The 19,482-nt window shown below is 72.7% G+C and carries 15 protein-coding genes; 9 read left to right on the top strand and 6 right to left on the bottom strand.

Features of this window, described 5'->3' with window-relative positions:
* Positions 1 to 5 precede the first annotated feature (5 nt).
* From N5I75_RS21450 to N5I75_RS21435, 4 genes are all read left to right on the top strand, one after another.
* Complete coding sequence (locus tag N5I75_RS21450) at positions 6 to 1,469, top strand: GH1 family beta-glucosidase (protein ID WP_476679494.1); 1,464 nt, start codon at positions 6 to 8, stop codon at positions 1,467 to 1,469.
* A gap of 161 nt (positions 1,470 to 1,630) precedes the next feature.
* Positions 1,631 to 3,307, top strand: coding sequence for an aspartate-alanine antiporter (gene aspT / locus N5I75_RS21445; RefSeq protein ID WP_476679493.1), 1,677 nt, complete (start codon positions 1,631 to 1,633; stop codon positions 3,305 to 3,307).
* Between the two features lie 12 nt (positions 3,308 to 3,319).
* Positions 3,320 to 5,023: an aspartate-alanine antiporter gene (aspT, locus tag N5I75_RS21440; protein WP_476679492.1), complete on the top strand. Its 1,704-nt coding sequence runs from the start codon at positions 3,320 to 3,322 to the stop codon at positions 5,021 to 5,023.
* 17 nt (positions 5,024 to 5,040) lie between these two features.
* Positions 5,041 to 6,693, top strand: a complete 1,653-nt coding sequence (locus tag N5I75_RS21435) for a bifunctional aspartate transaminase/aspartate 4-decarboxylase (RefSeq protein WP_476679491.1) — start codon at positions 5,041 to 5,043, stop codon at positions 6,691 to 6,693.
* A 96-nt stretch (positions 6,694 to 6,789) separates the two neighbouring features.
* Here N5I75_RS21435 and N5I75_RS21430 read toward each other — a convergent pair whose 3' ends face one another.
* The 3 genes from N5I75_RS21430 to N5I75_RS21420 all read right to left on the bottom strand — a co-directional run bounded on the left by N5I75_RS21430 (position 6,790) and on the right by N5I75_RS21420 (position 10,465).
* The gene (locus N5I75_RS21430; protein WP_476679490.1) at positions 6,790 to 8,241 is read right to left on the bottom strand and encodes a glycoside hydrolase family 18 protein; all 1,452 of its coding nucleotides are present in this window, start codon (positions 8,239 to 8,241) and stop codon (positions 6,790 to 6,792) included.
* Positions 8,242 to 8,372: 131 nt separating this feature from the next.
* The gene (locus N5I75_RS21425; RefSeq protein WP_476679489.1) at positions 8,373 to 9,770 is read right to left on the bottom strand and encodes a sensor histidine kinase; all 1,398 of its coding nucleotides are present in this window, start codon (positions 9,768 to 9,770) and stop codon (positions 8,373 to 8,375) included.
* Positions 9,767 to 10,465, bottom strand: a complete 699-nt coding sequence (locus N5I75_RS21420; RefSeq protein ID WP_476679488.1) for a response regulator transcription factor — start codon at positions 10,463 to 10,465, stop codon at positions 9,767 to 9,769. The genes N5I75_RS21425 and N5I75_RS21420 overlap by 4 nt, the downstream gene beginning before the upstream one ends.
* A 186-nt stretch (positions 10,466 to 10,651) precedes the next feature.
* Between N5I75_RS21420 and N5I75_RS21415 the strand changes: the two genes are divergently transcribed.
* Complete coding sequence (locus N5I75_RS21415) at positions 10,652 to 11,203, top strand: hypothetical protein (RefSeq protein ID WP_476679576.1); 552 nt, start codon at positions 10,652 to 10,654, stop codon at positions 11,201 to 11,203.
* 60 nt (positions 11,204 to 11,263) lie between these two features.
* On the opposite strand, the gene N5I75_RS21410 is transcribed toward N5I75_RS21415, so the two are convergent.
* Both N5I75_RS21410 and N5I75_RS21405 read right to left on the bottom strand, forming a co-directional pair.
* On the bottom strand, positions 11,264 to 12,151 hold the full coding sequence (locus N5I75_RS21410; RefSeq protein ID WP_476679487.1) for a spermidine synthase: 888 nt from the start codon (positions 12,149 to 12,151) through the stop codon (positions 11,264 to 11,266).
* 74 nt (positions 12,152 to 12,225) lie between these two features.
* The gene (locus tag N5I75_RS21405) at positions 12,226 to 12,663 is read right to left on the bottom strand and encodes a hypothetical protein (protein ID WP_476679486.1); all 438 of its coding nucleotides are present in this window, start codon (positions 12,661 to 12,663) and stop codon (positions 12,226 to 12,228) included.
* Between the two features lie 303 nt (positions 12,664 to 12,966).
* On the opposite strand from N5I75_RS21405, the gene N5I75_RS21400 reads away from it, so the two are divergent.
* Entirely contained in the window at positions 12,967 to 14,376 is a 1,410-nt protein-coding gene (locus N5I75_RS21400) for a tetratricopeptide repeat protein (protein WP_476679485.1), read from the top strand.
* A 459-nt stretch (positions 14,377 to 14,835) separates the two neighbouring features.
* Here N5I75_RS21400 and N5I75_RS21395 read toward each other — a convergent pair whose 3' ends face one another.
* Positions 14,836 to 15,435 carry a histidine phosphatase family protein gene (locus N5I75_RS21395; RefSeq protein ID WP_476679484.1) on the bottom strand — a complete coding sequence of 200 codons (600 nt, stop codon included), beginning with the start codon at positions 15,433 to 15,435 and terminating at the stop codon, positions 14,836 to 14,838.
* 278 nt (positions 15,436 to 15,713) lie between these two features.
* Here N5I75_RS21395 and N5I75_RS21390 point away from each other — a divergent pair, with 278 nt between their 5' ends.
* The 3 genes from N5I75_RS21390 (at position 15,714) to N5I75_RS21380 (ending at position 19,480) form a co-directional block, all read left to right on the top strand.
* Positions 15,714 to 16,652, top strand: a complete 939-nt coding sequence (locus N5I75_RS21390; protein ID WP_476679483.1) for a phosphatase PAP2 family protein — start codon at positions 15,714 to 15,716, stop codon at positions 16,650 to 16,652.
* Positions 16,579 to 17,772, top strand: a complete 1,194-nt coding sequence (locus tag N5I75_RS21385; protein WP_476679482.1) for a hypothetical protein — start codon at positions 16,579 to 16,581, stop codon at positions 17,770 to 17,772. Before N5I75_RS21390 ends, N5I75_RS21385 begins: the two co-directional genes overlap by 74 nt.
* A 115-nt stretch (positions 17,773 to 17,887) precedes the next feature.
* Positions 17,888 to 19,480, top strand: coding sequence for a hypothetical protein (locus N5I75_RS21380; protein WP_476679481.1), 1,593 nt, complete (start codon positions 17,888 to 17,890; stop codon positions 19,478 to 19,480).
* Positions 19,481 to 19,482 lie beyond the last annotated feature (2 nt).

Genomic DNA, 19,482 nt, shown 5'->3' with positions numbered 1-19,482 from the left:
CTTCCATGACCTCCGGCACCTCCGCCGCGCCCACCACCAGTACCGACCCCTCCGCCGCCGCGCCCATCTCCTTCCCGGCCGGCTTCGCGTGGGGCGCGGCCACCGCCGCGTACCAGATCGAGGGCTCGGCGACCGCCGACGGCCGCACCCCCTCCATCTGGGACACCTTCAGCCACACCCCGGGCAAGACCCTCGGCGGCGACACCGGTGACGTGGCCGTGGACCACTACCGCCGCCGCGCCGACGACGTCGCGCTCATGGCCGAACTGGGCCTGACCTCCTACCGGTTCTCGGTCTCCTGGACACGCGTGCAGCCCACCGGCCGCGGCCCCGCCGTCCAGCGCGGCCTCGACTTCTACCGCGGCCTCGTCGACGACCTGCTCGCCCGCGGCATCACCCCCGCCCTCACCCTCTACCACTGGGACCTGCCCCAGGAGCTGGAGGACGCGGGCGGCTGGCCGGTGCGCGAGACGGCCGAGCGGTTCGCCGAGTACGCGGCCCTGGTCGGCGAGGCGCTCGGCGACCGCGTCGAGATGTGGACGACCCTGAACGAGCCGTGGTGCAGCGCCTTCCTCGGCTACGGCTCCGGCGTGCACGCCCCCGGCCGCACCGACCCGGTCGCCGCCCTGCGCGCCGCCCACCACCTCAACCTCGGCCACGGGCTCGCCGCCCAGGCGCTGCGCTCGGTGCTGCCCGCGCGGGCCCGCCTCGGCATCAGCCTCAACCCGTCGGCCGTCCGCGCCAAGACCGAGGACCCGGCGGACCAGGAGGCGCGGCGCCGCATCGACGCCCTCGCCAACCGGGTCTTCTCCGACCCGATCCTGCACGGCCACTACCCCGCCGACCTGCTCGCGGACACCGTACGGCTGACCGACTGGTCCTTCGTCTCCGAGGCCGACCTCACCGCCATTTACCAGCCGCTGGACTTCCTCGGCATCAACTACTACCAGCCCACCGTGGTCTCGGCCCCGGGCCCGGACGCCCCGACGGGCCCGCGCTCGGACGGCCACGGCGCCTCGGACCACTCCCCCTGGCCCGGCTCGGAAGACATCGTTTTCCACCCGGCGCCCGGCGAGCGCACCGCGATGGGCTGGTCCGTCGACCCGACCGGCCTGCACGACCTGCTGATGCACTACAGCGCCGAGGCCCCGGGCGTCGCGCTGTACGTCACGGAGAACGGCGTCGCCTACGACGACAAGCCCGGCCCGGACGGCGAGGTCCACGACCCGGACCGCATCCGCTACCTCGACGGCCACCTGCGCGCGATCCGCCGGGCGATCACGGACGGCGCCGACGTACGCGGCTACTTCCAGTGGTCCCTGATGGACAACTTCGAGTGGGCGTACGGGTACAGCAAGCGGTTCGGCATCGTCTACATCGACTACGAGACGCAGCGGCGCACCCCGAAGTCGAGCGCGCGCTGGTACGCGCAGGCGGCGCGGAGCGGGGAGCTGCCGCCGCTGCCGTAGCCCTCGCGGACCTGGAGCCGGGTCGGGATCGGGATCGGGGCCGGGGTCGGGGTCGGGGTCGGGGTCGGGGAGAGTACGCCGTGTGGCGGAGCGGCGTACTCACCATTATTTTCCCGATATGACCGGATTCGCCTCTTTCGCCGTACGGTTCTGAGCCGCCCGTGGGCGTCCTCAAGGAACACCCCGAACTCGTCCTGTTCGTCAGCCTCGCGCTCGGCTATCTCGTGGGGAAGGCGCGCGTGGGGCCGCTCACGCTCGGCGGTATCTGCGGCACCCTGATCGTCTCGCTGCTGCTCGGCGCCTGGACCAAGGCGCAGGTGTCGGACGACGTGAAGACAGTGTTCTTTGCGCTGTTCATCTTCGCCCTCGGCTACATGGCCGGGCCGCAGTTCTTCCGCAACCTCAACAAGAAGAGCCTGCGCTTCTTCGTCCTGTGCGCCATCGAGCTGGTCTGCGTCCTCGGCATCGCCTTCACGCTCGCCAAGTGGTTCGACCTCGATGTGGGCACCGCCTCCGGCATCCTCGCGGGCGCGGCCACGGAGTCGGCGGTGGTCGGCACGGCCACGGAGTCGATCGGCAAGCTGTCGGACCTGACGTCGCAGCAGATCACCGAGTACCAGGGCAACGTCGCGACGGCGTACACCGTCTGCTACCTCTTCGGCCTGATCACCATCGTGCTGTACACGAGCCAGATCATGCCGATGCTGATGCGGATCAACCTGCGCGACGCGGCCCGGCAGCTGTGGGAGCGCACGCGCAGCAGCGGCAGCCTGGAGTCGGACGAGCGGCCCGCGCTGCCCGGCATGGTCGGCCGTACGTACCTGGTGACGACGGCCGACGGACAGACCGTCGGCGCCCTGGAGGACCGCCTGGACGAGCGGGTCACCATCGAGTCGGTGAAGCGCGGCAGCAAGGTCCTGGCCGCCGACCCCGGCCTCGAGCTGACCCTCTCCGACCTGGTCCTCGTCGTCGGCCGGCGGGCGCAGACCATCGAGGCGGGCCGCCTCATCGGCCCCGAGACGCCGGGCGTGCCGGGCCTGGACTCGCCGCTCGCCACCGCGCAGGTGTCGGTCACCCGCAAGGAGGACGACGGCAAGACGATCGACCGCCTCCAACGCGAGAACGACGAATTCCTCAAGGACGGCGTCTACGTCACCGACGTCACCCGCGCCGACACGGACCTGCCCGCCACCGGTGACACGGTCGTGCACCGCGGCGACGTCCTCACCCTGGTCGGCGCCCGCTCGGGCCTGAACAAGCTGGTGGCGAAGCTCGGCTCGGTCGTCAGGAACGACTCCACCGACTTCATCTACCTGGGGCTCGGCATCGCGGCGGGTTCGCTGCTCGGGCAGGTCGTGGTCAAGTTCGGCAGCGTGCCGATGTCGCTCGGCACCGGCGGCGGCTGCCTCATCTCGGGGCTGCTCTTCGGCTGGTTCCGCTCGCGCAAGCAGACCTTCGGCGCGTTCCCGCCGCAGGCCGCTTCCACCATCAAGGACATGGGCCTCGCGGTCTTCATCGCCTGCACGGGCCTGGTCTCGGGCCCGCAGGCCTGGCCGCTGATCAAGCAGTACGGGGCGCTCCTTCCGTTCGCCGGGATCGCGATGGTGCTGATCCCCGCCACGATCAGCCTGCTCGTCGGCCGCAAGCTGCTGAAGATCGAGCCGCCGCTGCTCATCGGCGCGATCGCGGGCCAGCAGTGCTCGACCCCGGCGATCACCGCCGTCACCCAGGTGGCGCAGTCGTCGGTCCCGATGCTGGGCTACACGATCACGTACGCCCTCTCCAACTTCCTGCTGCCGCTGACGGGCCCGGTGCTCGTCGGCATCCTCGGATCCTGAGGGGGCCCGCACATGATCGACTTCCTCAACCGGAACATCTTCCAGCCCCACCCCGAGCTGCTCGTCTTCCTCACCGTTGCGGTCGGCTTCCTCTTCGGGAAGATCCGCTACAAGGCGATCGCGCTCGGCGCCGTCACCGGCTGCCTGGTCGCGGGCCTGCTCCTCGGCGCGCAGTTCAAGGTCACCGTCGACGGGACGGTCAAGAACCTCTTCTTCACCATGTTCCTCTTCGCCCTCGGTTACAAGGTCGGCCCGCAGTTCTTCCGCGGCCTGAAGAAGGACGGCCTGCCGCAGGTCGTCAACGCCCTCGTCGTCTGCGTCACCGGCCTCCTGGTCTGCTGGGGCTTCGCCGCGCTCCTCGGCTACGGGCCCGGGCTGAGCGCCGGTCTGCTCGGCGGGGCCCTGACCCAGTCCGCGGTGATCGGTGTCGGGCAGGACGCCATCGGCAACCTGCCGGGCCTGTCGCACGGCGCCGTCAAGGACGAGCAGAACCTCGTCGCGATCGGCTACGCGGTGACGTACCCCCTCGGCACCATCCTGTGCGCGATGCTCCTCGCCAACGTCCTGCCGAAGCTCTACCGCAAGGACCTCGCCGCCGAGTCCGCCGCCCTCGCCAAGGAGCTGGACGCCCCCGAGGACGACCCCGACCTCCACGAGGGCTACTACGAGGTCGTCCTGCGCGCCTACACCCTCCAGCGCCCGGACCTCGCCGGCCGCACCATCGACGACTTCGAGCGGCAGCAGCGGGAGCTCGGCCACCGCGTCTACCTCACCCGGGTCCGCCGCGACGGGCACATCCTCGACCACGACCAGCACACCGTCCTGCGCGAGGGCGACGTCGTCGCGGTCAGCGCGCTGCGCGGATCCCTGGTCGACTACGACCCCCGTACGCACATCGGCGCGGAGACCGACGACGTCGAACTGCTCGGCTACCAGACGGAGACGCTGCACGTCGTGGCGGCGGAGAAGGCGCAGCTCGGCCGCACCATCGCCGAGCTGCGCAAGGAGCCGTTCATGGTCGGCGTCTTCATCGACAAGGTGTACCGGTCGGGCGCGGAGTTCCCCTACCGGCTCTCCACGAAGGTCGAGCGCGGCGACACGCTCGTCCTGTCGGGGCCGAAGCGCCTGGTAGACCCGGCGGGCAAGGCGCTCGGCAAGCCGGTCCCCACCTCCTTCGCGACCGACATGATCTGGGTCGGGCTCGGCATCTTCCTCGGCGGCTGCATCGGCATCCCCGCGCTCACCGCGGGCGGCGTACCGATCTCCCTCTCCACGTCCGGCGGGGCGCTCATCATGGGCCTGGTCTTCGGCTGGATCCGGGGCAAGTACCCGACGTTCGGCAATGTGCCGCCCGGCGCGCAGTGGTTCATGGACACGCTGGGCCTGTGCCTGTTCGTCGCCGTCGTCGGCATCAACGCGGGCCCGAGCTTCACCTCCGGCCTGTCGACGGCCGGCTGGGGGCTGCTGATCCTCGGCGCCGTCGCCACGGTCGTGCCGCTGATCGTCGGCTTCCTCGTCGGCCACCACATCCAGAAGATCCGCTTCCCGATCCTGATGGGCGTCCTCGCGGGCGGCCAGACCACGACCGCGGCGATCGGCGCCATCAACGAGTCGTCCCGGTCCCAGGTCCCCACCCTCGGCTACACCATCCCGTACGCCGTCGGCAACGTACTGCTGACCATCTGGGGCGCCGTGATCGTCCTCCTCCACCACTGAGAACAGGGGTTGACCCGATGCCTGAGACGAACCTGACCCGCGAGCAGATCCGGCAGTACGCCCAGCTCTCCCCGTTCGAGCTGAAGAACGTCTTCATCGACCTGGCCAAGGAGTCGCAGGCCGACCAGCCGGGGCAGAAGGGCAAGACGAGCGTCCAGATGCTGAACGCGGGGCGCGGCAACCCCAACTGGATCGCGACCGGCCCGCGCGAGGCGTTCCACGCGCTCGGCTACTTCGCCCTGGAGGAGTCCCGGCGCGTGTGGACGGCCGACAACCTCGGCGGGATGCCCGAGGAGCGGGGCTCGTACGAACGCTTCGACACCTTCGTGCGCCGCCACCCGGACCTGCCCGGCATCGACCTGCTCGCGCAGTGCGTGCAGCTCGGCATCCAGCGCTTCGGCTTCGACAAGGACGCGTTCGTGCACGAGCTGACGGACAGCTCCGTCGGCGACAACTACCCGGTGCCGGACCGCATCCTCCCCCACGTCCAGGAGATCGTGCGCGGCTACATCGCGGAGGAGATGTTCGCGGGCGAACCGCCGTCCGGCGGCTTCTCGTACTTCGCGACCGAGGGCGGAACGGCCGCCATGTGCTACATCTTCGACTCGCTGATGAAGAACGGCATCCTGCACAAGGGCGACAAGATCGCCCTGATGGTGCCGGTCTTCACGCCGTACATCGAGATCCCCGAGCTGGACACGTACGAGTTCGACGTCACGTACGTCCAGGCGAACCTGTTCGCGGAGGCGGGCGTACGGGAGTGGCGCTACCCGGCGGAGGAGGTCGCGAAGCTGGCGGACCCGGAGATCAAGCTGGTCTGCCTGGTGAACCCGTCGAACCCGCCGTCGCTCGCACTGAGCGCACGGGTCCGCGACCAGATCAAGGAGATCGTGGCGACGCGGAACCCGAACCTCCTCATCGTCACGGACGACGTCTACGGCACCTTCGTCGAGGGCTTCCGCTCCATCGCGGCGGACCTGCCGCGCAACACGCTGCTCGTCTACTCCTACTCCAAGCACTACGGCTGCACGGGCTGGCGGCTCGGGGTGATCGGCCTGCACGACGACAACGTCATCGACGCGATGCTGGCGGACCTCCCGGCAGCGGAGAAGGAGCGCCTGAACAAGCGCTACGGCACGCTCACCCTGGAACCGGAGAAGATCAAGTTCATCGACCGCCTGGTCGCCGACTCCCGCCAGGTGGCCCTGAACCACACGGCGGGCCTCTCCCTCCCGCAGCAGGTCATGCTCTCCCTGTTCTCCCTCTTCGACCTCCTCGACGAGGGCCAGGCGTACAAGGACCGCATCCGCACGATCGTGCGCGGCCGCCTCGAACTCCTCCTCGAAGGCGCCCATATGAAGATCGCCGACGATCCGCAGCGCGCCGCCTACTACATCGAACTCGACCTCATGGCCCAGGCGGAGCTGGAGCACGGCCCGGAGTTCGCGTCGTTCCTCGCCGAGAACTACGAGCCGGTCGACCCCCTGTTCCGCCTCGCCCGCCAGACCGGCGTGGTCCTCCTCAACGGCGGCGGCTTCGAGGGCCCGGAGTGGTCCGTCCGCGTCTCCCTGGCCAACCTGGACGACCTGGACTACCTGAAGATCGGCCATCACCTGCGAGCGATCTTCGACGCCTACGCGGAGGAGTGGCGGGCGGCTACGGGTTCGTAGGCATGACCGCAGCCCCGGCCGGGTGGGGGGACCTGCCTGAAGGTCTCCGGCCGGGGCTGGGCCCCCGTTGTCGAGATGGCTTACTGGCTCACTGGCCTACTTGAAGGCCGCGAACGCCTTCTGGAACGCGTCCGCGCTCTGCTCGATCGAGCTGCACGTCGGCTGGGCCGAGTTCGTGGCGCCGCCCGGGCACGCCTTGTCGCGGGTCGCCGACCACATCGAGAGGCCGCCGAGGCCCTTGGCCTTGGCGAAGGCGACGAGCTGCGTGGCGTCCTCGACCTTGAAGATCTCGGACGTGACGTCGTTGACGCCGATCATCGGAGTCACCGCGACGGCCTTCCAGGCTGCCGCGTCGGAGAGGCCCAGCGCGCTCTTGATCTGGGCCTGCGTCGCGGTCGCGGCCTGTTCGGCGTAGGTGCCCATGTCGCCGCTGTAGGAGGCGCCGTAGTCCATCGCCATGATGTTGACGAGGTCGGTCGCGACGCCGTTGGACTTGGCGTTCTTCAGGAAGTTCACGCCGTCCGAGGTCAGGCCCTCCGGCATGACGGGCAGCGTGAAGGAGACGTTCAGGTCCGGGTTGTTCTTCTGGAGCGTGGCGATGGCCGTGGCCCGCTTGGTGTTGGCGGCCGTGTCCGGCAGCGCGGCGCCCTCGATGTCGAAGTCGACCTTGGTGAGCTTGAACTGGTCGATGACCTTCTGGTACGCCGCCGCGAGGTCACCGGCGGACGAGCAGGCCAGGCCCAGCTCGGTGCCGGACGCGCCGCCGAAGGAGACACGGACGTCGCCGCCCGCCGCCCGCAGCGCGCCGATCTGCGCGGCCACCTCGTCGCCGCCGAGGTCGGTCACGCCGCCCCACTTCGGGGCGCAGGACCCGCCGGACGTGATGAAGGCGAGGTTGTACTCCTTGACGCCGGTGGCCTTGGACGAGGCGACCAGGTCGAACTTCGGGTACAGGGAGGTGTCGACGTACGGGGCGAAACCGGCCCCGGCGGTCGTGCCCGAGCCCGTACCCGTACCGGTGGACGGTGAGCCCGTCGGCTCCGGGGTGGTGGACGACGTGGGCGTCGGCGTCGGCGCGTCCGTCGGGCGGCCGCTCGGTTCCGGCGTCGCCTCCCCGCCCTCGTCGACCGAGCACTTCGCGTCGTTGATGAGACAGCCGGTCGGGTCCGCGCCACCGGCGACGACGAAGCCGACGGTCACGGACTTGCCGGCCGCGATGCCCTGCTTGTCCCAGGAGGCGGCGGTCACGGTGACGTGCGAGCCGCTCACCTTCGACTCGGCGTTCCACAGCGAGCTGAGCTTCGCGCCCGACGGCAGGTCGAACTCCAGGGTCCAGCCGGACTGGGCCTTGTCCGTGTCGTTGGTGATGACGTACTGGCCGGTGTAACCGCCCTGCCAGCTGCTGGTCTTCGTGTACACGGCGCCGACCGAGGCCGCCGACGCGCTGGACGCGAAGACGAACGCGCCGCCGCCCACGACAGCCGCCGCGACGATGCCGCCTATCGCCTTGTTCCTGCCGCTGACCCTGCGCCGGTGCGTGCTGCTCATTCGCGTGCCTGCCTTAGCTGCTGTACGGAAAAGTACGTACGAGGGGGGTGGGGTACTGCGGCAGCACGCTAGCGGCCCCGAAACCGTCAATTGGGGCAAGCGGGGCGGAGGTTGTGGATCTTAGGGTTGGCTTAAGGAAGAGATCGGGAACGGTTAAAGGAGACCAGCCCGCGCTCCCGGCCGCCCCGGTGGCCACGGCTGCCGCGCCGCCCCTCGCGCGGGCCGTGCCCATGGAGCTGCACCCAGATCCGCACCTCGGTGCCGCCCAGCACGGACGAGCCGATACGGACGTCGCCGCCGGTCGACTCGGCGAGGCGGCGCACGATGTCCAGGCCGAGCCCGGTCGAGCCGTCGCTGCCCGAGCCCTTGCCGCGCGCCATCGCCGCCTCCGGGTCGAGGATGCCGGGCCCCGCGTCGGACACGAGCACGATCACCGCGTCCTCCCCGCTGTGCACGTCGACCGCGAACGCCGTGCCCTCGGGCGTGTGCCGGAAGACGTTGCCGAGCAGCGCGTCGAGCGCCGCCACCAGTTCGCCGCGCGCGACCGGGATGCGTACGGGCCGGTCGACGCCCGCGACCCGCACCTTGCGGCCCTCGTCCTCGGCCAGCGCCGACCAGAAGTCCATCCGCTCCCGGATCACCTCGGCGGCGTCGCAGCCCGCGCCGGGTCCGGCCGCGACGGTCTGCGGCTTGGCCTCCCGCGCCGTACGGATGATGGTGTCGACCTCGCGCTCCAGCTGTGCGACGGCGACCCGCGTCTGCTGGGCGGCGGTGCCCTCCCCGAGCGAGGCGGCGTTGAGCCGCAGCACGGTCAGGGGCGTCCGCAGCCGGTGCGACAGGTCGGCCGCCAACTCCCGCTCGTTCGCCAGCAGTTGTACGACCTGGTCCGCCATCGAGTTGAACGCGACCGCCGCGAGCCGCAGCTCCGTCGGCCCGTCCTCCGGCACCCGCGCGCCGAGCCGCCCCTCCCCCAGCTCGTGCGCGGCGCTCACCAGCCGCTGCGCGGGCTGCACCATCCGCACGCCGAGCCGGTCCGCCACCGCGACCGAGCCGATGACGAGCGCGATGCCGACGCCCGCGAGCACGACCCACGCGGTCGTCACACCGTTGGTGACCTCGTCCTCGGGCACGTACACCTCGACGACCGCGATCTTCCCGGTGCTCACCGCGATCGGCTGGAGCCAGACCGACCCGCCGGGCACGTCGTCGATCCTCGCGCGGTTGATGTGCAGCTCGTCCGCGGGGACGCGCTGCTCGCCGAGCCGGATCGCGGGCTTGCCGCCCGCCGCCGGCACGTAGACCGACATGCGGTCCTCGCCGCCGGTCTGCGCGGTGGCGAGGGCGCGGGCGAGTTCGTCGCGGTCCGTGGTGATCGAGAGGGTGGGCTGGATGGCGGCGGCGGTCCGTTCGGCGTTGGAGAACGCCCGGTCGCGCGCCATCTCCTTGATGACGAGCCCGAGCGGCACGGCGAACGCCACCACCACCATGGTCGTCACCGCCAGGCACACCTTGACCAGCACCCACCTCACAGGGCGGCTCCCGGAGGTTCGAGCTTGACGCCGACACCCCGCAAGGTGTGCAGATAGCGCGGGCGCGCGGCCGTCTCGCCCAGCTTCCGGCGCAGCCACGACAGATGGACGTCGATGGTCTGGTCGTCCCCGTAACTCTGCTGCCACACCTCGGCGAGCAGCTCCTTGCGGGGGACGACGACGCCGGGGCGCCCCGCGAGGAACGCGAGGAGGTCGAACTCGCGGCGGGTCAGGTCGAGCCGCGCGCCGTCCAGTTCGGCCTGGCGGCGCAGCGGGTCGATGGACAGGCCGCCGACCTGGAGGATCCGCGACGGCGGCTCGGCGCTCGCGCTGGACCGGGCGCGGCGCAGCACGGCGGCCATCCGCGCGGAGAGGTGTTCGGGCGAGAAGGGCTTGGTGAGGTAGTCGTCGGCGCCGTCGTTGAGGAGCCGGACGATCTCGGCCTCGTCGTCCCGCGCCGTCGCGATGATCACGGGCACGTCGGTGATGCCGCGCAGCATCTTCAGCGCCTCCGCCCCGTCCAGGTCGGGCAGACCGAGATCGAGGATCACCACGTCGAACCGGAGATGGGCGACCTCGCGCAGCGCCTCCAGGGCCGTGCCGACGCTGCGCACGGTGTGCGCGGCGTCGGTCAGGTGCCGGATGAGGGCGGAGCGCACGAACTGGTCGTCCTCGACCACGAGCACACTTGCCATGGGCCGCACCGTACGCCATACGGCTGATTCCGGTCCCCGGCCGGGTGACCGCGGGCCGCGTGGGACAGGTGCGCGGGGCGTGGTGCAGTATGGCCCGCGATGCAACCGACGCGACCGACGCACCCTGTGCGCCCCACGCCGCCCGAACCGCCCGACCGGCTGGACGTCCCCCGGACTCCGCGCCCGATGCGGCGCGGTCTGGTGCACTCGGTGGCGTGGCTGATGGCCACCGGGGCCGCGGTGACGCTGTCGTGGTGGGGCGTGCACACGGTGATGGCGGGCACGGCGTACGACCCGCCGCGGGCGCTGCCGGTGGTCGCGTCCGACGCGTCGGACTCGGCGCTGCCGGTCTCCTCGTCGACGCACCGCCCGGAGGTGTCGTCGCCCCCGGCGACGGCGTCCCGCCCGCCCGCGAAGCCCTCGGCGCGTCCTTCCGCGAAGCCGTCGGCGTCAAGCAGCGCCCCGCCGTCCCCGCCTCCGTCCGCTTCCCCGACGCCGCCCGGCACCGTCTCGTCCGGGACCGTGAAGAGCTACGAGACCGCGGGCGGCCGTGCCGTGTTCGACCTCGGGGACACGGCGGCGACGCTGGTCTCGGCGACGCCGAACAGCGGCTGGTCGGTGCAGGTGTGGAAGCAGACGACGTGGATCCGGGTCGAGTTCACCTCCGGGAACCAGCGCGTCTCGGCGTTCTGCACGTGGCACGACCACCGCCCGTCCGTGGAGATCGCCACGTACTGAACGTCTCCGAGCCCGCCCGTCGTCCGCGACGCACTGAACGCCCCTGCGGATGCCCGTCGTTCAGCGGAAGACGGACGGCGGAGGCGCCGGTGACGCCTTCGCGGCGGCGTCCGTGACCGGCGCGGCGCCGCCCGCGAAGTCGAGGAGCGCGCGCCCGTGTTCGACCCGTCCGGCGTGCGGATCGCCCGCCGCGCGCCGGGTGAGGTCCGCCACCGGCAGGGGCAGCCCCGACGCCACCAGGATCGCGTTGCCGAAGCGCTTGCCGCGCAGCACGGCCGGATCGGCGATCAGCGCGAGCTCGGGGAAGACGGCGGCGGCGGTGGCGATCTGGGCGCGCAGATACGCGAGCGGCGGCCCGTCGGCGACGTTGGCGACGTACGTGCCCCCGGGCCGCAGCACGCGCCGCACCTCGCCGAGGAACTCGGTGGTGGTGAGGTGGGCCGGGGTGCGGGCCCCGCTGAACACGTCCGCGACCAGCACGTCGGCCCAGTCGTCGGGCAGCTTGGCGAGCGCTTCGCGCGCGTCCGCCGTACGGACCCGGACCCGGGCGCCGGAGTCCAGGGGAAGGTGTGCGCGGACCAGTTGGACGAGGGGGCCGTCCCGCTCCGCGATCTGCTGGGTGGAGCGCGGCCGGGTCGCGGCGACGTAGCGGGCGAGCGTGAAGGCGCCGCCGCCGAGGTGCACGGCCCGCACGGGGCGGCCGGGGTCCGCGGCGAGGTCGAGGACGTGGCCGATGCGGCGCTGGTACTCGAAGGCGAGGTGCGCCGGGTCGTCGAGGTCGACGTGCGACTGCGGGGCGCCGTCCAGGAGCAGCGTCCATCCTGAGGGCCGGTCGCGGTCGGGTGTCAGCTCGGCGAGCCCGCCGTCGACCTCGCGCACGACGGGCTCGCGGGACTCCCTGGGCCCCCGGCCGCCCTTGCGTTCCTGATTGCCGCGTGACCTCGCCATTCCGCCATTATCCGGGGCGGGCGGCGGAACAGCGCGGGGCGGGCGGCGGAACAGCGCGCAGGTGGTGGCTGGGCTCAGCGGCAGTTGTCCGCGGCCTCGATGAGCCGGGCCGCCTCGTCGAGGGCGGCGCGCAGCGCGGCCGGGTCGGTGACGAGGTCGTCCTCGCCCGTGCCCGCGGGGGCCGGCGGCAGCAGCCAGCCGGTGCCCTCGACCGGCGGCGCGAGGGAGATGCCCCGGCCGACGGTCTGCGTACAGGCGCTGCCGGGCAGGTCCCAGCCGTCGGCGGTGCCGGGCGGGACGAGGAAGCCGAGGGTGTCGCCGCCGCCGTCGTGGAGGACCGGGCCGACCGGGTCCGCGCTGCCGCGGCGCAGGATGTCGACGGCCTCCAGGCCCTGCCGGGAGCCCACGGTCACCAGGTCGCAGGCGCCGGGCGGCCGCCCACCGTGCTCGTCGGGCTGCGGCGCGGGCAGTGGCGCGGGCTGTGGCGTCGTGGATTGTGAGGCGTCCAACACGTCGGCCCCTCCTCGCTTCTCGCGTACGTGGCACTCGTGCCATCTGGGGTTTCGCCACATGGTCCAACGCTCGACGGCGTCAACGGCAACGGCGGCGCGCCGCCGCAAAGGATGGCAGTTCATGGCAGATCAAGGGTGAGATATCCGGTTTGTAGCCAAACGCTGTGTGTCGGCACCGTCACAGCCGGTATCTTCGAGCCTCGCCGGACATGAGGGGTCACGGACCGTCCCGCGGGCGTCATCGGCACCCGGGGTCCCCGTCCTCTCCGGTGTCCGGCACGGTTCGCACGGGAGGACCCGCCCATGACGTCGTCTCCGTTGTTCCCGGACGCCCCGGCGCCGCGCTCCCCGCGGCCGAACGTCGCCTTCCGGCGGTTGCGCGGACGGCGTTCACCGGGCGAGTTCGCGGCCGCCGTGCGGCGCGCCGCCCGCGACATCGGCGAGTGCGTCAGCTGCGACGCGCGCTACATCGGCCGTGTCGAGTCCGGCGCCATCCGCTGCCCCAACTACGCGTACGAGCGGGTGTTCCTGCACATGTTCCCCGGCCGCTCGCTCACGGATCTGGGGTTCGCGCCCCGCGCCTCGGTACGGGGCCGGAGCGCGCGCCCGGACGCCGGGAGCCCCCGCGCCGGCGCAAGCCCCGAAGTTCCTGAGCACACGCACCACGAGGAGAGCGACGTGCGGCGTCGCGCATTCATGGCCGGCATGACCGGCTCGACGGCCACGGTCGCCGTCACCACCCTGTCCCCGTTCGGCGCCCAGGCCTTCGCCGCGCCACCCGACGCCGTACCCGGGGACGCCCCCTTCGACCGGCACTCCGCGCGCACCGGCGCCCGCGCCGTGGAGGACGCGATCCTGCGGATCCGGCTCCACGACGACCGGCACGGCGCCGACGGGCTCTACCGGCGGGCCGCGGAGCCGCTGCGGACCGCGTTCGAACTGCTCGACGCGGGCACCGCGCAGCGTGATGTCGCCGACCGGCTCCAGGCCGGGGCCGGTGAGCTGGCGATCTCCGTCGGCTGGCTCGCCCACGACTCCGGCCGCTTCGACGACGCGCGCTCCCATTACGCGGAGGCGCTCGCCACGGCGCGGATGACCGGGGACGAGGCCCTTGAGGCGCACGCCTTCTGCAACACCGCGTTCCTCGCCCGCGACGCCGGGCGCCCCCGCGAGGCCGTACGGGCGGCGCAGGCGGCGATGCGGGTGGCTGCGCCGCTCGGGTCGCCGCGGCTGCTCTCGCTGCTCGCGCTGCGCGAGGCGGGCGGCTGGGCCGGGCTCGGCGACCGCGCCACCTGCGAGCGGTCACTGGCCCAGGCGCAGGCCCTCTTCGCGCGCGGCTCCTGCGCGGCCGACCCGGACTGGATGACCTTCTACGGCGAGGCCGAGCTCGAGGGCCTGGAAGCCCAGTGCTGGTCCGCGCTGGGCGCCTGGCAGCGGGCCGCCCGGCACGCGCGCCGCGCCGTCGCCCTCCAGGACCCGCACTTCACCCGCAACATCGCCCTCTACACCGCCGAACTCGCCGACGACCTGGCGCGGGCGGGCCGCCCCGACGAGGCCTCGTCCGAGGGTTCGCGGGCGTTGGAGCTGCTCCGGGACGTCCGGTCGTCCCGTATCGAGGCGATGCTGGGCGCGACGGCGCGCGTCCTTCTGCCCCATCGGCGCTCGGGCGGCGTCTCAGGCTTCCTGGAACAACACGCGACGTCCCGACGGTAACTGTCCGACGCCGCGCCGCCGTGGTTGCTCGCGCAGTTCCCCGCGCCCCTAGGTACGTCGTCGACTGCCGCACCGTCGTGGTTGCTCGCGCAGTTCCCCGCGCCCCTGAGATGCGCACTTCGTGCGCCATCTCAGGTAGGCGCGCGTAACCCGACCTCGGCGAGCCCGCCCTATGGGGCTGCGGCGTAGCCGCATGCCCCAGGGGCGCGGGGAACTGCGCGACCAGCCACCGCGGCGGGACGTATGGCGGACAACCGCCCGGAGGGCATCGCGGCGCAGCCGCATGCCCAGGGGCGCGGGGAACTGCGCGAGCAACCACGACGAGAGGCGCGCCCCGGGAACCGGGAGGGGTGCCGCACGCAGTGCGCACCCCAGGGGCGCGGGGAACTGCGCGACCAGCCACCGCGGCGGGACGTGTGGCCGACGACCGCCCGGAGGGCAGCGCGGAGGTGGGTCCGGTCAGCTCACCGCCAGGTGGCCCGTTTCGTTCCAGGCGACCAGGGCCGGCTCCCCGTACGCCCACCCCAGCTCCGACAGCGACGTCGGGTTCAGCCGGATGCGCGCCGCGAAATCCACCGGCATACCCAGCCACCGCGCCGCGATGACCCGCAGCATGTGCCCGTGCGCGAAGAGCAGAACGTCGCGGTCGGCCGAGCGCGCCCAGGCCACGACTTCGTCCGCGCGCGCGGTGACCTGGTCGAGTGTCTCGCCGTCGGGGACACCGTCGCGCCAGATGAACCAGCCGGGGCGCCGCTCCTGGATCTGGGCGGGCGTGAGGCCCTCGTAGGCGCCGTAGTCGAACTCCATCAGGGCGTCCCACGCGGTGGCCCGCTCCCCGAACCCGGCGAGTTCACAGGTTTCACTGGCGCGCACGAGCGGAGACGTGCGGACCTCGGCGCCGGGCAGACCGTCGTAGGGCGAACCGTGCAGCCGCTCGCCGAGAAGCTTGGCGCCGCGCCGCCCCTCGTCGAGAAGCGGAATGTCCGTCCTGCCCGTGTGCCGTCCGGACAGGGACCACTCGGTCTGTCCGTGCCGGGCCAACAGAATGCGCGGTGCCATGCGGGGGACCTTTCACGACTGCCTGCGTACGAGCGTGCGCGCCACGGGGCGGCCGGGGCGACGGAGCCACAGGACGTACGGGGTGAACAAGGGACGAAGAGGCGGCGCTGCCCCGTCCATCATCGCGTAACCGGATTGGGGACCGCTCCTCGGGCAACCCGGTGGCTGATCTCGACGTCTACGAGGGTCAGGGGTCAGCCACGCGGCACCCCTCGTACACCTTAGGGTGGGCAATGTGGCCGGAGGCCGCCGGACGAGGAAGAGGGGGAGCGGCCCGAATGTCGCAGATCGACCACGCACCACGCACGGAGGCGACCCCCCATGTCCGGCTCCGGTGGTGGACCGAGCTGCCGCTGATCCTCCTCGTGTACGGCGCGTACTCGGCGGGCCGGCTGCTCGCGCGGGGCGATGTGGGCACGGCGGTCGACCACGGTCTGGCGATCCTGCGGGCGGAGAAGGCGGTCCGCCTCAACCTCGAACATCCGCTGAACCGTCTCTTCACCCGTGAGCCCTGGATCGGCGTCCCCGCCGACTTCTGGTACGCCTCGCTGCACTACGTGGTGACCCCGGCCATCCTGATCTGGCTCTTCCGGAGCCGCGCGCACCTGTACCGGGCGGCCAGGACCTGGCTGATGACGTCGACGCTGATCGGCCTGATCGGTTTCACGCTGCTGCCGACGTGTCCGCCCCGGCTGCTGAGCGCGGGCCACGGTTTCGTCGACACGATGGCGCAGTACAGCTCGTACGGCTGGTGGGGCGGCGCGGCCAGCGCGCCCAAGGGGCTCGGCGGGATGACGAACCAGTACGCGGCGATGCCGAGCCTGCACGTCGGGTGGGCGCTGTGGTGCGGCGTCATGCTGTGGCGCAACGGCCGGAGCCCGTACGCGAAGGCCGCCGGTGTCGCCTATCCGCTGATCACCACGATCGTCGTCATGGGCACGGCCAACCACTACTTCTTCGACGCGCTCGCCGGTGCCGCCGTGATGGGCGCGGGCCTGCTGCTCAGCAAGCCGGTCATGCGGCTCGCGGCGCGGATCAGGGACCGGGTGGACACCGTGCTCGCGAGCGGGGTCCGGTCCGCTTCCGCGGCCCCTTCCGCCACTCGTTCCTCGATTGTCAGTGGAGAGTGCCAGACTTCGGCGGGTGAGCGAATACCCCGACAGCGCAAGGCCGCCGCGCACGACACCGGTGACGGGGCTGCGGCACCGGCTCGCTGAGCTGCGCGGCCCCGACCATCAGCCGCGCCCGCTCGACGCCCGCGCCCTGGCGGCGCTCGCGGCGAACCCGGGGTGCGACAGACGTGCGCTGCTCGACGGCGCCGGGGTGGACAAGGCCGCGCTCGCGGACGCGCTCGGCGCCCCCTCCGGATTCGGGCAGTCCCAGTTCGCCCTGGCGCGCGGCAATGTCTTCGAGGCGCGGGTAAAGGCGGACGGCGGCGCCCAGCTGCTGCGACTCGTCCACGCGCGCGTGGACGGGGGTGCGCCGGAGCCGACCCCCGATCTCGTCCGCGCCCCCGATCTGTCCGCGATCGGGCCCGAGGGCCGTACCGCGCGGACGGCGCTCGCGCTGCGGGAGGCGGTGGAGTCGCCGGGCACCTGGACGTTCCTCGACCACCCGATGCTCGCGCTCGACGTGGCGGGCAGCCCCGCCTTCCTCGAACCCGACGCGGTGGTCGTGCACCCGGACGGTTCCTGGACGGTCGTCGAGATCAAGTCCTTCCCCATGATCGACGGGGCCGCGGACGCGGCGAAGGTGGGCGCGGCGGCCCGTCAGTCGGCGGTGTACGTGCTTGCCCTGGAGGAGGTCGCGGCCCGGCTGCCCGGCAGCGGCGTCCGCGTGCGGGACCGGGCCGTCCTGGTCTGCCCCAAGGACTTCTCCAACCTCCCCGCCGCCTCCGCCGTCGACGTCCGCAAACAGCTCTCGGTCACGCGCCGCCAGCTGCGCCGCCTCACGCGGATCGAGGACATCGCGGCGCAGTTGCCGCCCGGCACCGTCCTCGACCCGGACCGGCCCGCCGCCGAGCTGACCGCCGCGGTGGAGTCGGTGCCGGCCACGTACGCGCCGGAGTGCCTGGCCGCGTGCGAGCTGGCGTTCCACTGCCGCTCCCGCTCCCGCGCGGAGGGCGCGGTGACCTCGCTCGGCCGCGCGCTCCGCGCCGAACTGGGCGGCCTGACCACGGTGGACGCGGTCCTCGCGGCGGCCCACGGCGAGACCGGTGACCCGGACGACCCGACCGTGGCGGCGTTGCGCCGGGCGGCGACCCTGCGGGCGGAGGCGCTGAACCTCGCCGAGTCGAGCAAGGGGGCGGCCAAGCCGTTCGAGGGGGCGGCCCTGTGAGTGTGACCATCCCGGAGGCGGAGGGGGCAGCCCCGGCGCGGTCGGCCCATCAGGCGGGCGCGGACGCTGCCACCCCGGCCCAGCCGACCGCCCAGCCGTGCAAGGGAACCGCCTCGTGAGCCTGATCAATCACCTCGCCCGGCTGGAGGCCACCAGTTCAGGCCGCGCCCAGCCCATCGCCACCGTCCGCCACCGGCACCTCTCCCAGAAGCCCCTGGTGCTCGTTCCGTTGACGACCGCCGGTGAGACCGGGGCGCCGCTCGGCGCTCTCGTCGGTACCGAGCGGACCTCGCCGCGCCTCCTCGTCGTGGCCCAGCCGCGCGATCGTGACCTGCGCTTCGCGTTCCTGACGCAGCTCGCCGAGACGGTCCTGCCGTACGTGGACGGGTTCGCGGCCGAGGTCGAGGCCGCCGAGCGGAGCGAGACCGACCCGGAGACCGGGAAGAAGGTCAAGGTCGAGGTCGAGCTGTGCGCGGACGCGCCGCAGCTGATCGTGCCGAGCCGCGCGGGCATCGACCTCGTCCGGCTGCTCGGCCGCTCGATGCGGTTCCGCCGCACCGCCGAGCAGGACCCGGAGACCCCGTACCCGGCGCCACCGCACGTGCCGCTGCTCGGCCGCTGGCTGACGCACTTCGGGGAGCGGGCGCGCGTGCCCGGCTCCGCGCTGCTGCTCGCCATGACCGACCTGCTGTCCCGGCACTGGGCGACGGGCCAGTCCAGCCTGGAGGACCAGCACCTGGGCGCGCTGCTCGCCTGGATCACCGCCCCCGAGGGCAGCTCGGGCGCCGAGGCGGCGCTCAGCGCCGAGCTGGACCGGGGCCCGGACGGCCAGCTCCTGTGCCCGCCCGCGGGCCCCGCCACGGACCCCGCCTTCGACAACAAGCTGCTCGCACCGGCGATCGAGCGCTACGACCGGGCCCGTACGCGCCTGGCGGCGACCGAGGACGCGGTCGAGGCCGACGGGCGGCTCGCCGAGCTGACCGCCGCCGAGCGGGAGATCCACCGCCTGGTCGAGTCCCGCACCCGGCCCACCTGGGACGCCGTGTGGCGCGGCCTGGATCTGCTGTGCACGCTGCCCGAGGGGCCGCGCGCGGCGGAGCGCTGGACGCGGGACCGCTGGTCGTTCACCGGGCACCGCGACCGCGTCGCGGCGGGCGAGCCGCCGCAGCCGCGCCGCGACGACGCGGTGACGGCCGCGAACAAGCTGGCCACGCGCGAGCGCGAGCAGGCCAGGCTCGACGCGCAGGAGGCGCTCGACGACCCGCTGGTGATGGCGGGGCGGCGGCTCGCCGGGGAGGCGTTCGCGGGCGAGGTGACCGAGGTCGTGGCGGCGTACAACGACAAGAAGCGGCCCCGCCCGCTGGTCACGGTCCGCACCGACGACCGGCCGCACCTCGGCGAGCGCGTCAAGGTCTACCGCTCGCTCGGCGGGAAGCCGCAGACCGCCGAGTTCGTCGCGTACGAGGGCGAGGAGCGGGACGCGGTCGTGCTGCGCGTGCTCGACAAGATGGGGCGCGGCAAGGAGCCGGAGGAAGGGTCCCTGCCGGAGAAGGGCGACCGGGTGTGCTGGACGCTGTTCGAACACGAGCAGCGCGGCGGGCCCAAGCTGCCGGACCCGGAGGAGACGCCGTGGACGCACGGCGGCCCGCCCGGCGCCGAGGTGACCGCACCGATGCCGGACGCGGTGACCTCGGAGGACATCCTGTGACC

The sequence above is a fragment of the Streptomyces sp. R818 genome, assembly GCF_056172735.1.
Note: the sequence above shows the minus strand (reverse complement) of the source record. Positions and strands in the feature narration are given on the sequence as shown.